Below are 12942 nucleotides of genomic sequence, written 5' to 3'. Positions count from 1 at the left end.
TTATTAATAATAAGTTTGAGGGGCGTAATATGATATATACATATAAAATAGCCTCAATTGAAAATTGGAGGGAATTATGATGGCAAAAGATTTTTACTCAGCAATTGAAGACAGAAGATCTATTTATGCAATTAGTAAAGAGCAAGTAGTTTCTGATGAGAAAATTCAAGAAGTGATTTATCATGCTGTAAAACATACACCTTCAGCTTTTAATTCTCAAAGTGCTCGCGTTGTTGTTTTATTAGGAGAACAACATGATAAATTATGGGATATTACGAAAGAAACGTTACGAAAAATTGTACCTGAAAATAACTTTGCACCTACTGAAGAAAAAATGAATGCATTTAAAAGTGGTTATGGAACGGTTTTATATTTTGAAGACAGTGAAGTAGTGGAAAGCCTTCAAGCTAACTTTGCATTATATAAAGATAATTTCCCAACTTGGTCTCAGCAATCATCAGGAATGTTACAATTTGCAATTTGGACAGCTTTAGAAATTGAAGGGTTTGGTGCTACGTTACAGCATTACAATCCGCTAATTGATGAAGAAGTGAGAAAAGAGTGGGATGTTCCAGAGAATTGGAAACTTATTGCGCAAATGCCATTTGGTAAACCGGTAGTACATGCTGGTGAAAAAGAATTCCAACCGCTAGAGGACCGTGTGAAAATTTATAAATAATTTAAAAAGGTGAACAGGAATATAACCTGTTCACCTTTTTTTATACGTAATAAGGGTTTTTTTGTCCGGCATTTTTCATCTGATTTTTTAATTCGTTTTTACGTGTTTCAATAGCTGATACTTTTTGTAATGTTATCATTGAAACGAATTGAATAAAAGCATAGTATAGCTCTATGTTTTTTTGTATTGGATCATCTATTATATTTCTCACAAATATGCCTCCTCTTTTTATTCCAATAAAACTCCGCATTAATGGGCAGCCCGAGTGGTGAGGGTTAATAATTAGCGGAGGATGTATAAAACCCTTCCTGATTAAAGTTTCATTTTATAAGGGAATGAAACTTTAATTAATTCGCTAAAATTCTTGTTTATTAAGATATGTATATAATACTATAAATATCCTATAAATTCCATTATAAGAAAAAGAGAACAGTTGATATAGTGTGTGTTTTCTTTAAAGGAGAAATGGCTTTTGTGAAATAAATCTTACAATTCGTCAAATTATTTCAAAATTGTAGATAGTATAGAAATTTAGTTTTCTAAAAATATTATACTATTGATAAATAGAGTGATTTTTGTCATGATGAAAGTATACTTCATGTAAGGAGCTTTATAAGGAAATACATACTTGAGTTTGTATTAGGTTAATAGAATTTTTTATAATAGATAGAAAAGGGATATTTTATATTAAAATATTAAATAGAATGTCGAATTTTCATGCGATATATAAGAAATTTGAAAAAAACATTGCAAAAACACTGTGTTTAATGATAAAGTTCACATGAAGTTCACACGGATTTCACTTTGTTCATTTAAAATGAACTCTGTGTGAAAAATAAAACTCTTGCTAAAAAATGGAACTGGATGAATATTTTACTTTGATAATATTGTAAAGTATTAAAGTTTTAGTTTTTTTTAAGAGGATAGTAGGGAAAGGAAGTAAAGACAACTTATGAAAAAAGTAATTGCAGGTTTAGCAGCAGCTTCTGTAGCTGGCGTTGCAGTTCCAGGAATGGATTCTGCTCATGCACAAGTTTCAAATGAAGCGCTAAAAGAAATTAATGGACAAACTCAAACTCAAACTCAAACGACTGTAACTGAAACAAAAACTGTAGAAACAACTTCTGAATTAAAATACACAGTAACTGCTGATGTATTAAATGTTCGTTCAGGTGCTGGTACAGGACATAACGTTATTTCTAAAGTAAAATCAGGCCAAGTGCTACAAGTAGTTGGACAAGAAAATGGTTGGTTCAAAGTAAACGTAAATGGTCAAACAGGTTATGTAAGTGGTGACTTCGTAACGACTGGTGGCAAAACAGGAACGACTGTTCAACAAGGAACAGGTACTTACACAGTAAACGTTTCTTCACTTAACGTACGTACAGGCCCAAGTACATCTCATACAGTATTAGGTTCTGTAAACAAAGGTAAAACAGTACAAGTTGTAGGTGAAGTACAAGATTGGTTTAAAATCAACTTCAATGGTGGAACTGGATACGTAAGCAAAGACTTCGTAACAAAAGGTGGTTCTGCTGTATCTAACGAAACACAACAACCAACTACAAACAACAATACTACAACAGTTCAAACTGGTGGTTCTTATGTTGTTAACACTGGTGCCTTAAAAGTACGTACAGGCCCAGCTACATACAACGCTGTAATCGGTGGAGTAACAAATGGTAAAGTATTAAACGTTACTGGTGCTGAAAATGGTTGGTACAAAATTAACCATAACGGCCGCACAGGTTACGTAAGTGCAGACTTCGTTAAGTTTGTAAAAGGCGGAGTAAACAACGTTACAAATAACAATAATGTTACAAATAACGTTCAACAACCAGGTAAAGACGTACAAAAACCAACAACAGGTGGAGATACATCTTCAATCGCTGGATTCGCTAGATCTTTAAATGGTTCACCATACAGAACTGCTGGTACAACACCTGCTGGTTTTGACTGCAGTGGATTCATTCACTACGTATTAAATCAAACTGGTCATAAAGGCGCTCGTCAAACAGTTGCTGGATACTGGAGCTCTAAAACAAAAACTAGCAATCCACAACCAGGTGATTTAGTATACTTCCAAAATACTTATAAATCAGGTCCTTCTCACATGGGTGTTTACTTAGGAAACGGTCAGTTCATTAGTGCAGAAACAGATGCAACTGGTGTACGTATTAGTTCTGTAAGTAACTCTTACTGGAGCAAGCACCTATTAGGTTACACAAAAGCATACTAAGAAAAAGTAGTTTTATATACTTTTCGTATAGAGAAAAGGCTTTCCAAGGAAACTTGGGAAGCCTTTTTATAGTTGAATAAATTGGAAGTTTAATAGTTTTTATTTTAACTTTCCATTTAAAAATCGATCATATAAGTCATGGAAATAGTTAGGACGAAATAAGTTCGCTGCATGTCCCGCTAACGGTATTTCCTTATATAGAACGTTAGGCAAAATAGATTTCAAATCAAATAGACAAGATTTATAGAGATGATCATGCTCTCCCATTACCCATAGTATAGGGTGAGGAAGTGATTTTAATTTAGATTTTAAATCGAATTCTAACCGATGTCGTAATGACTGGGCAATTATGGATGAATGTAATTGTAATCCGAAACGGTAGTAAATATTTCTTGAAATGACTGCGAACGGATTTGCTTTTAATATACCGCTTGGAAAAATAGTATTTGCGTATTGAGAGAGCCATTTAGAGTATTCATCTCCTCGCTTCTCCCAAAAATTTTGAAATACATTATATAAACGAGAAGGGTTATTGTAATGTCCTCCAATATGACAAATACTTAATACTTTTTCTGGATGCATTTGTGCAAAAATTGTAGAGATGTAACAGCCGTAACTTAGCGCACAAATATGTGCTTTTTTAATACCTTCTTGTTCATATAAGTTTAATAATTGATCTACGAGGCGCTGTAATGAAAAGTCGATTGCTTCTCCTTTATCATCACCGTGACCTAATAAGTCATAAGTTATAATGTTGTAGGAGGCAGAAAATCGTTTTTGCTCTTTTTTGAAGGCGCGACGATTACCAACTAATCCATGAATAAAAATAATTGTTTCCTTTTCAGAATGTATATTTGTTTGCAAAAAGGATACTCCTTTCACTAACTGGAGATTTATATCGTGTTTTAAATTATTTATCTATAATTTACATAGAATAATATTAAGTACCAGGTAATAATATCAGATGTTTATATCTGTTGTAAAGATGAGTTTTTATGTATATTTTGTAAAAATAGAAAAAGTGTGTTTACATTCAGTTTACATTTGTATCGTATTCTAATTTTAGAAAGAACAGTTTTGTTTAACGTGAGGAGATGAACAGGAATGGAAGTTAGAAATGAAATAAAGAAAAAAGGGAGTTGGAGGCAGTTTTTACGCCTTATTCAAGATACAAATCCTCCGAAAGGAATTTTAGTTTTTGCGTTGTTAATGAGTTTGCTTTCTACGGGAGCGAGTTTATTTATTCCTATGCTGACAAAAGGATTAGTAGATAATTTTTCGCTTTCTTCAATTAGTGCAGGACAAATTGTTGGGTTAATTGCTTTCTTTGTAATGCAAACTATTGCGGCAGGGTTGTCTATATATTTACTAAATTATATTGGGCAGAAGATTGTAGCGGGACTAAGAGAACGTTTGTGGAAAAAGGTACTTATCTTGCCGGTATCTTATTACGATCAAAATAGAACAGGTGATACGATTAGCCGTATGACGAATGATACAGGTGTTGTGAAAACGTTAATTTCTGAGCATTTGTCAAACTTATTAACAGGTGGTATTTCAATTGTTGGATCGTTAATTGTATTATTTGTTTTAGATTGGAAAATGACTGCGTTACTTTTAACGGTTATTCCGTTGTCTGTGTTAATTTTAGTTCCACTTGGACGAAAAATGTATAAGATTTCAAAAGCGCTTCAAGATGAAACTGCATCTTTTACAAGTGTGTTAACGCAAGTGTTATCAGAAATTCGTTTAGTGAAATCTTCAAATACAGAAAAGAGAGAATATGAAACGGGTAATACAGGTATACAAAAGTTATTACAATTTGGTTTGAAAGAAGGAAAAGTGCAAGCATTAATTTCGCCAGTTATGTCGTTTGTTTTAATGGCACTACTTGTTATTATCGTAGGGTATGGCGGGATGCGAGTTTCTAGCGGTGCATTAACAACCGGTGAACTTGTAGCGTTTATTTTGTATTTAGTTCAAATTGTAATGCCAATGAGTCAATTATCTATGTTCTTTACACAATTCCAAAAGGCAATTGGTGCAACGGAAAGAATTAGTACGATTTTAGAATATGAAGTAGAAGATCATGAAACTGGTGTGAAAGTGACAAATGCTAAGCAACCGATCGTTCTTGAAAATGTACATTTTGAGTATAACGAAGAAGAGCAAGTTTTGAAAAATATTGATTTCACAATTGAATCTGGAAAAGTGACAGCGATTGTAGGACCAAGTGGTAGTGGGAAAACAACGTTATTCTCATTACTGGAACGTTTTTATGAGCCAACTAGTGGCGCCATTAAATTAGGGGAAGAATCAATTACGAGTTATTCATTACAGTCATGGCGACGTCAAATCGGTTACGTATCACAAGATAGTCCGTTAATTGATGGAACAATTCGTGATAATATTTGTTATGGCGTCGAGGGCGAAGTAACGGATGAAGAAATTGAAAAAGTAGCAGCAATGGCATATGTTGATGCATTTATTCATGACTTACCAAACGGTTATGCAACAGAAGTTGGAGAACGCGGTGTGAAGCTTTCTGGGGGACAAAGACAGCGAATTGCCATTGCCCGAGCGTTACTTCGAAATCCGCAAATTCTTATGCTAGATGAGGCGACTTCAAGCTTAGATAGTAAATCTGAGTCTGTCGTTCAAAAAGCGTTAAATAACTTAATGAAAGGCAGAACAACGTTAGTGATTGCGCATAGACTTTCTACTGTTGTAGATGCAGATAAAATTGTCTTTATTGAAAAAGGGAATCTTACAGGTAGTGGTACGCATGATGAATTATTACAGACGCATGATATGTATCGTGAGTTTGCAACGCAACAATTGAAAATTAAAGAGGGTGCATTATAAAATATATTAGATGCTAAGTAGAAAGGAAATGGTTCCTTTGATACCTAAAATTTTAATAGTAGATGACGATCCACACATTAGAGAACTCGTTTCGGTATTTTTAGAACGAGAAGGTTTTCAAACATATGAGGCAATTGATGGAGTAGATGCACTTCAGAAAATGGATGACGTAAAAGTTGATATGGTTATTCTTGATATCATGATGCCAAATATGGATGGATTTGATGTATGTTTTGAATTAAGAAAATACTATGATATCCCGGTTCTGATGCTAACTGCCAAAGGGGAAACATCACAAAAAGTAAAAGGATTTCACCTTGGGACAGATGATTATCTTGTAAAACCATTTGACCCTATAGAATTAGTAGTGAGAGTAAAGGCATTATTGAAACGTTACCAAATTACAGTTTCCCAATCGATTCAAGTTGGAAATGTATTATTAAATCGTAAAACATTCGAAGTTACATCTGGAGAACAAACGGTTACATTACCGTTAAAAGAATTTGAGCTGCTCTTTACTTTAGGGTCTAAATCGGGAAGAACTTGTTCGAGAGAGCAATTAATTGAAGAAATATGGGGATATGATTTTGAAGGGAATGAACGTACACTAGACGTTCATATTAATCGGTTACGTGAGAAGTTTCAAGAAGAGCAGTCGAAATTTAGTATTAAAACAATAAGAGGATTAGGGTATCGCTTAGAGGTAAGTAAATGAGAAAAAGAAAACGAATGAGTAAGTTGAAGATGCTGAAAGTATTTGGAGCGGTATTAGCGCTCTTTTCTTTTCTTACTATAATTTGGTCTATCGCATTTTATGTAGCAACTAGTATATTGAATGCTTTTGACGTAAACGTATCGCCGTTTGTTGCTTTTCTAATTAGTGATACGGTCGGTTTTGTCTTTATTATTCTTATTTGGACATTGATTGGAATATTAATGAGACCAAAACGAGAGGCGATGATTTGGACTATTATTGAACCGATACAAAAAATTGCAAAAGGAGACTTCTCCGTAAAAATAAGAAATGAAGAAAAGTATGATGGTGAAATTGGCGTGCTCGTAAAAAGTATAAATGATATGACAGATGAACTGAATACGATGGAGAAAATGAGACAAGAGTTTGTATCGAATGTTTCTCATGAAATACAGTCACCGTTAACTTCTATAAAAGGATTTGCTAGAGCACTACAAGACGATAATCTTTCTGAGGAAAAAAGAAAGCATTATCTTACCATTATTGAAACTGAAACAACGAGATTATCTAAACTAAGTCAAAATTTACTAAAGCTAACTCTTTTAGAATCAGAAGAGTATACACCAGAAAGAGTGAGCTATCGATTAGATCAACAATTAAAGCAAATTGTGTTAAATAGTGAACCACTCTGGGCTGAAAAAGAAATTGAGTTAGAACTAGATTTAGAAAAAGTATATGTTATTGCTGACCAAGAAAGTATGAGTCAAGTGTGGATTAATTTAATTCATAATAGTATTAAATTTACTCCAAGCGGTGGTACGATTACTATTCAGTTAAAGGAACATGAGACAGTAGTGGAAGTGCGTATCCGTGATTCAGGAATTGGTATATCAGAAGAACAGAAACAACATATTTTTGAGCGTTTTTATAAAGCGGATTCTTCACGAAATCGTGCCTATGGAGGAAGTGGCTTAGGTTTAGCTATTGTAAAGAAAGTACTCGACCTTCATCAAGGAGAGATAAAAGTGGAGAGTGAGGAAGGAAAAGGTACTGAATTTATTGTGCGTATGCCGAATCATGAAGAGAAATAGTGTTAGAAGGAGAACCTTCTAACACTATTTCTCTTTAAAAATGCATTTACCGTTACTGCAATTATATTGAAAAGCTTTTCCTTCGCTTTTCATACTCATACACTCCCCTATGCTGGATTTGTTTTTATTTTACATGAATAATGGTAAAAAAATGAAACTTATAAATAAAAACTTTCTATAGTTACCTACAAGTAACCTACGCACATGAAAGTGCATCATTGCCTTTTTACATAAACATAGATACAATTTTAATATAATACATAACTGAGATGATTAAGGAGTGTTATACTTGGCAGAATTATTACAAGGTAAAAATGCTTTAATTACAGGAGCAGGTAGAGGGATTGGTCGCGCTGTAGCAATCGCATTAGCGAAAGAAGGCGTAAATGTAGGCTTATTAGCTCGTTCAGAAGAAAACTTAAAAGCTGTAGCAAAAGAAGTAGAAGCAGAAGGTGTAAAAGCTGTTATTGCAACTGCTGATGTTTCTTCATGCGAAGAAGTAACAACTGCGATTGAAACGTTAAAAAATGGTTTAGGATCTATCGATATTTTAATTAATAACGCTGGTATTTCTAAATTCGGTAAGTTTTTAGAACTAGACGTTGCTGATTGGGAAAAAATCATTCAAGTAAACTTAATGGGTGTATACTATGCAACTCGTGCAGCTTTACCGAGCATGATTGAACAACAATCTGGTGATATCATTAACATTTCATCTACAGCAGGACAAAAAGGTGCACCTGTAACAAGTGCATATAGTGCTTCTAAATTTGGTGTCCTTGGCTTAACAGAATCGTTAGCGATGGAAGTTCGCAAACATAACATTCGTGTAACAGCTTTAACTCCAAGTACAGTAGCAACTGATATGGCTGTAGATTTAGGATTAACTGATGGAAACCCTGATAAAGTAATGCAAGCAGAAGATATTGCAGAATTTATCGTAGCGCAGCTGAAATTAAATAAACGTACATTTATTAAATCTGCTGGGCTTTGGTCTACTAATCCATAGGAATTAAATTTAACTTTAAAAGAAGGGATATCTATTCTGTAAGGGGTAGATGTCCTTTCTTTATTTTTTGTATTCGAGACAGAATTTTCGGTATAATTAAAAGTGAATGGTAGAAAGCATTGGGAAATTGAAAGGGATGGCAGTTGTAAAAGAGTGATGTAAGGAGGAAAAAGGGATGAAAAAGAAGTTTCAAAAATTATAACATGTATCGTGTATAACGAGATTAGCTCGTGGACCTCCAATATACATAACACTATATTATATATTAAAAAATTGGAGGATATAAGTAGATGAGAACTGAAAAAGAAATGTTAGACGTAATTATAAATATAGCAAAAGAGGATGAAAGAATTCGAGCAGTTATCATGAATGGATCGCGTGTAAATCCAAATGTGAAAAGAGATTGTTTTCAAGACTATGATATTATGTATGTTGTAAATGATATACAATCTTTTACGTCTAATCATAATTGGGTTCATAGATTTGGAGAAATAATGATAGTACAAATGCCAGAAGAAATGTCGTTAGTTCAACCAGATGAAGATGGGAAGTTTCCATATTTAATGCAGTTCATGGATGGGAATCGGATTGATTTAACGCTAGTTCCAGTTGAGTTAATAAAAAAGTTCGTTGGACAAGATAGTTTAAGTAAACTGCTTCTTGATAAAGATAATTGTATGGAAGGATTCCCGCCAGCAAGCGATAAGGATTACTTAATAAAAAAGCCTACAGAAAAAGAGTTTTTGGATTGCTGTAATGAATTTTGGTGGTGTAGTACAAATGTGGCAAAAGGGTTATGGAGAGAGGAACTTTCTTATGCAAAAGGAATGCTTGAAGGACCAGTGCGAGATATGTTCATCGTAATGCTAGAATGGCATATTGGTATGAAAACAGACTTTACAGTTAATACAGGGAAGTTTGGAAAGCATTTCGAGCAATATATTGAAGAAGATATGTGGGAGCAATTTAAAAGGACATTTTCTAATGCTGAATATGAAAACATATGGGAGTCATTCTTTGTCATGAGTGATTTATTTAGGGAAGTGGCGAACGAAATCGCTAACACGTATGAATATCAATATCCGCAAGAAGATGATGATAAAGTGACGAACTATTTAAAACATGTGAAAACTTTGCCAAAAGATAGTACATCAATTTATTAATAATATAAAGCAGTAAGACTGTCCTAATTAAGGACAGTCTTATTTTTGTTTATGAATAACAATTTCTCTAACAAAGTGCAGATGAATCACATATGAAAATTTAGGGAGGTTTTTTATCATGTATTATTTTTATTCGCCACAAATGTTTACTCCATATCAATGGGGACTAGAACGAGATGTTTCGTATGCTTATATGCCATATAACTCACTTTATTATGGAGAATATATAAGCGCATTGCCATACGCATATATCCCTCAAAGCTATGAAGTACAAATGAAAGCAGATGATCGTGGATCGTGGACACCATTTTCATGGGTTGAAAAATATGCGTACGCATTTTCCGGACCGTATAATAAAGCGGAAGTAGCTCTTACATTTGATGATGGACCAGATTTAGAATTTACGCCAAAAATTTTAGATAAGTTAAAACAACATAATGTAAAAGCGACTTTCTTCTTACTTGGTGAAAACGCAGAAAAATTTCCGAACGTAGTAAAGCGTATTGCGAATGAAGGGCATGTAATTGGTAATCATACGTATAGTCATCCGAACTTAGCGAAAGTAAATGAGGATGAGTACCGTAATCAAATTATAAAAACGGAAGAAATATTAAATCGTTTAGCTGGTTATGCACCGAAGTTTATACGTCCGCCATACGGTGAAATACTTGAAAATCAATTAAAATGGGCCACAGAGCAAAATTTTATGATTGTACAGTGGAGTGTTGATACGGTTGATTGGAAAGGTGTGAGTGCTGATACGATTACAAATAATGTGTTAGGGAATTCATTTCCTGGAAGTGTCATCCTCCAACATTCAACACCAGGTGGGCATTTACAAGGATCTGTAGATGCACTAGACAAAATCATTCCGCAGTTAAAAACGAAAGGGGCACGTTTTGTAACACTTCCAAGTATGTTCCAGACATCAAAAGAAAGAAAGTAAATGTGTTATAAATTGGAAAAATAAGGTTTGTGTCGTATAATGAAAGTGTAAGTTAGGGGGGATATAATTGATTTATGCACTAGTAAACATAGGAATAAGCATATTGATTAGTATTATTTTTATACTTGCGGCAATTATTCTTCAAAAGAATCCACCGACCGATATTAATGCGGCATATGGTTATCGTACGAAACGATCTATGAAAAATAAGGAATTATGGGGTGCGGGTAACAGGTATAGTGCAGAAGTGATGAAGCAAAATGGATTCATCATGATGTTAATTGGAAGTGTTATTAGTATACTGTTTAGATACTCCCATACAACGTTAGCTATAATGATCTTTATGCTAGTACTAATCATTCGCTTATTCATACGAGTAGAGAAAAGATTGAAGGCACTTGAGCAATAATGAAAAATAGGACTCCACGCAATATAATGCTAAGAGTCCTATTTTATTTATAAACTATTATTTTTTAATAATTCTTTTCCTTTCTCTATAACAAATTCATAGTATGCAAGATCATACGGATAAATATCTTCAAATGTTATTGTAATTGGTTTATTGTTTAAAACAGAAATAGCTGTAAAAGATGAAATTTCACCATTTAATAGTTGTAGAAAAGAAGTTGCATGTACTTTCATCACATCGTCTACTTCTTCACCTGGTGCGAATGGAAGTGGATTGATGACATTGTGAAAATACATATGACAAAATTCACGATCAGTAAGATTTGAAATTTCATAATCTATTTTAAAGATTCCTTTGTATACTAAATCAGTAGTTTGAAAGGAAAGCCCCAATTCTTCTTCGATTTCACGAAGACCACCAATTTGTACATCTTCATCATGCATAATATGTCCAGCTGAAGTAATATCCCATATAAGTGGAGCTTCTTTTTTATTTTTAGAGCGTAATTGGAAATATAAGAATATATCTTTAGCATCTTTTTCTACAAACCAACAATGAAATGTTTCGTGCCAATCACCGTCACGATGCACTTCATCGCGTAATTTCTTCCCAAGTGTATTTCTTTCAGAATCAAATATTGTTAACCACTCTGTCATTTTAATTCCCCTTTCTGCAAATTTTATTATACAATATTCGTATTGAATTTTGGGAAAATAAAGAAAAAGGGGCGATTATAAGTGGAGATAGAGCGTATGGAAATAAAATCGATTATTTCAACAGAGGAAGAGTTACGGAAAATATTGGGGAAACCAAGTGAGCGAGCATTGAAAAAAGTTATTTCATCATTAGACCACCATTGTGTAGATTTCCTTTCTAAATCTCCTTTTCTAGTATTATCTACTGCAAATAAGTTGGGGGAGTGTGACGCCTCGCCGAGAGGAGACGCACCTGGATTTGTATACGTGCTCAATAATAATAAAATTATCATTCCAGAAAGGCCAGGAAATCGTCGTATAGACTCCATTTTGAATATTATTTCAAATCCACGTGTAGGACTAATCTTTTTTATTCCAGGTCTTGGGGAGACACTTAGAATAAATGGCCGAGCGTATATTACAAACGATGAAGAAATTTTGAAAGAAATGCAGGCGAATGGACGTAATCCGTTGCTTGGAATTGTTGTTGAAATAGAAGAGTGTTACATTCATTGTGCAAAAGCGTTTATTCGTTCGAAGATATGGGATCCAGAATCTTGGTTAAATAAAAAAGAGTTACCTTCAGCAGCAAAAATGTTGTTAGAGCATGCGAAAGTGAATGCTTCAGAAGAAGATGTTGCACGTTCTTTAGAAGAAAGTTATACAAAAAGATTGTATTAAAAATTTTATTGATATAATTTTGTAAGGTGAGTATGTACGGGTTTTAGAATGGGGATTTATCCCGCATTAACGGGCAGTAACACCCCTACCTCAAAATTCAGCGAAAGCAAAGAAGTTAGGTGGGGATCAACTGCCCGTAAAAGCCCGATTGGTGAAGGCTAATAATCAGTGGGGATGAACAAAATCCCCACTGATTAAAGTTTCACTTTATATATGAACCGTTGATTTATAAACTGGAGAAATGACAAAATAGGTAAATTGAGTGGCAGTTGCATAATGCTATTGTGAAATATAATAAAAAATTATTTTGAAAATAGTTAGTAAAAATAGGCTTGCTTTTTAAAAATTTGATAACTATAATAAGTTAACAAATAGACATGAACGAAAAAGTAATGATAAGGACACGAAATCATTTTTACGGTTTACAGAGAGGGAAGCCAAGGGTGTGAGCTTCCTAACACGAGAAATGAT

The 12942-nt window shown here is 33.8% G+C and carries 13 protein-coding genes and 1 pseudogene; 10 read left to right on the top strand and 4 right to left on the bottom strand.

Annotated elements, in window-relative coordinates; genetic code table 11:
* Window positions 1-76: 76 nt before the first annotated feature.
* Window positions 77-679 carry a nitroreductase family protein gene (locus AB6801_RS02555; protein WP_001987122.1) on the top strand — a complete coding sequence of 201 codons (603 nt, stop codon included), beginning with the start codon at window positions 77-79 and terminating at the stop codon, window positions 677-679.
* Window positions 680-719: 40 nt separating this feature from the next.
* Here AB6801_RS02555 and AB6801_RS02550 read toward each other — a convergent pair whose 3' ends face one another.
* A complete protein-coding gene (locus tag AB6801_RS02550; protein WP_001244279.1) occupies window positions 720-890 on the bottom strand; it encodes a hypothetical protein in 171 nt (56 codons plus the stop codon).
* 741 nt (window positions 891-1631) lie between these two features.
* Here AB6801_RS02550 and entFM point away from each other — a divergent pair.
* Complete coding sequence (entFM, locus tag AB6801_RS02545; protein WP_000755513.1) at window positions 1632-2918, top strand: enterotoxin EntFM; 1287 nt, start codon at window positions 1632-1634, stop codon at window positions 2916-2918.
* A gap of 99 nt (window positions 2919-3017) precedes the next feature.
* Here the strand turns inward: entFM and AB6801_RS02540 are convergent, their stop codons facing one another.
* Window positions 3018-3782, bottom strand: a complete 765-nt coding sequence (locus AB6801_RS02540; RefSeq protein WP_001194306.1) for an alpha/beta fold hydrolase — start codon at window positions 3780-3782, stop codon at window positions 3018-3020.
* Window positions 3783-4022: 240 nt separating this feature from the next.
* Here AB6801_RS02540 and AB6801_RS02535 point away from each other — a divergent pair, with 240 nt between their 5' ends.
* From AB6801_RS02535 to hitS, 3 genes are read left to right on the top strand one after another with little or no spacing between them, the layout of a single operon-like run.
* A complete protein-coding gene (locus AB6801_RS02535; RefSeq protein ID WP_000453861.1) occupies window positions 4023-5783 on the top strand; it encodes an ABC transporter ATP-binding protein in 1761 nt (586 codons plus the stop codon).
* A 37-nt stretch (window positions 5784-5820) separates the two neighbouring features.
* Window positions 5821-6498 carry an envelope stress response regulator transcription factor HitR gene (hitR, locus tag AB6801_RS02530; protein ID WP_000612414.1) on the top strand — a complete coding sequence of 226 codons (678 nt, stop codon included), beginning with the start codon at window positions 5821-5823 and terminating at the stop codon, window positions 6496-6498.
* Window positions 6495-7568 (top strand): envelope stress sensor histidine kinase HitS, encoded by a 1074-nt coding sequence (gene hitS / locus AB6801_RS02525; RefSeq protein ID WP_001231624.1) that lies wholly within the window; start codon window positions 6495-6497, stop codon window positions 7566-7568. Before hitR ends, hitS begins: the two co-directional genes overlap by 4 nt.
* A gap of 24 nt (window positions 7569-7592) precedes the next feature.
* On the opposite strand, the pseudogene AB6801_RS31235 reads toward hitS, so the two are convergent.
* Window positions 7593-7661: pseudogene (locus AB6801_RS31235) on the bottom strand (DUF3139 domain-containing protein); the annotation flags it as partial.
* A gap of 196 nt (window positions 7662-7857) precedes the next feature.
* Here AB6801_RS31235 and AB6801_RS02520 point away from each other — a divergent pair.
* From AB6801_RS02520 to AB6801_RS02505, 4 genes are all read left to right on the top strand, one after another.
* The gene (locus AB6801_RS02520) at window positions 7858-8577 is read left to right on the top strand and encodes a 3-ketoacyl-ACP reductase (protein WP_000818979.1); all 720 of its coding nucleotides are present in this window, start codon (window positions 7858-7860) and stop codon (window positions 8575-8577) included.
* 290 nt (window positions 8578-8867) lie between these two features.
* Window positions 8868-9740 carry an aminoglycoside 6-adenylyltransferase gene (locus AB6801_RS02515; protein WP_001258541.1) on the top strand — a complete coding sequence of 291 codons (873 nt, stop codon included), beginning with the start codon at window positions 8868-8870 and terminating at the stop codon, window positions 9738-9740.
* A 118-nt stretch (window positions 9741-9858) separates the two neighbouring features.
* Complete coding sequence (locus AB6801_RS02510) at window positions 9859-10686, top strand: peptidoglycan-N-acetylglucosamine deacetylase (protein WP_097999030.1); 828 nt, start codon at window positions 9859-9861, stop codon at window positions 10684-10686.
* Window positions 10687-10756: 70 nt separating this feature from the next.
* On the top strand, window positions 10757-11095 hold the full coding sequence (locus AB6801_RS02505; protein WP_058839918.1) for an SdpI family protein: 339 nt from the start codon (window positions 10757-10759) through the stop codon (window positions 11093-11095).
* Between the two features lie 47 nt (window positions 11096-11142).
* Here the strand turns inward: AB6801_RS02505 and AB6801_RS02500 are convergent, their stop codons facing one another.
* Complete coding sequence (locus AB6801_RS02500; protein WP_097999031.1) at window positions 11143-11751, bottom strand: NUDIX hydrolase; 609 nt, start codon at window positions 11749-11751, stop codon at window positions 11143-11145.
* 81 nt (window positions 11752-11832) lie between these two features.
* On the opposite strand from AB6801_RS02500, the gene AB6801_RS02495 reads away from it, so the two are divergent.
* Window positions 11833-12471 carry a pyridoxamine 5'-phosphate oxidase family protein gene (locus tag AB6801_RS02495; RefSeq protein WP_061457078.1) on the top strand — a complete coding sequence of 213 codons (639 nt, stop codon included), beginning with the start codon at window positions 11833-11835 and terminating at the stop codon, window positions 12469-12471.
* Window positions 12472-12942 lie beyond the last annotated feature (471 nt).

Source organism: Bacillus sp. RCC_6_1, from assembly GCF_041360755.1.
In the GTDB taxonomy this organism is placed as follows: Bacteria; Bacillota; Bacilli; order Bacillales; family Bacillaceae_G; genus Bacillus_A; species Bacillus_A cereus.
Note: the sequence above shows the minus strand (reverse complement) of the source record. Positions and strands in the feature narration are given on the sequence as shown.

What these genes read in the sequence shown, in the direction of transcription:
- AB6801_RS02555 (WP_001987122.1), top strand. Translation starts at nt 77, where the DNA reads ATGATGGCAAAAGATTTTTACTCAGCAATTGAAGACAGAAGATCTATT.
- entFM (WP_000755513.1), top strand. Translation starts at nt 1,632, where the DNA reads ATGAAAAAAGTAATTGCAGGTTTAGCAGCAGCTTCTGTAGCTGGCGTT.
- AB6801_RS02535 (WP_000453861.1), top strand. Translation starts at nt 4,023, where the DNA reads ATGGAAGTTAGAAATGAAATAAAGAAAAAAGGGAGTTGGAGGCAGTTT.
- hitS (WP_001231624.1), top strand. Translation starts at nt 6,495, where the DNA reads ATGAGAAAAAGAAAACGAATGAGTAAGTTGAAGATGCTGAAAGTATTT.
- AB6801_RS02515 (WP_001258541.1), top strand. Translation starts at nt 8,868, where the DNA reads ATGAGAACTGAAAAAGAAATGTTAGACGTAATTATAAATATAGCAAAA.
- AB6801_RS02510 (WP_097999030.1), top strand. Translation starts at nt 9,859, where the DNA reads ATGTATTATTTTTATTCGCCACAAATGTTTACTCCATATCAATGGGGA.
- AB6801_RS02500 (WP_097999031.1), bottom strand. Translation starts at nt 11,751, where the DNA reads ATGACAGAGTGGTTAACAATATTTGATTCTGAAAGAAATACACTTGGG.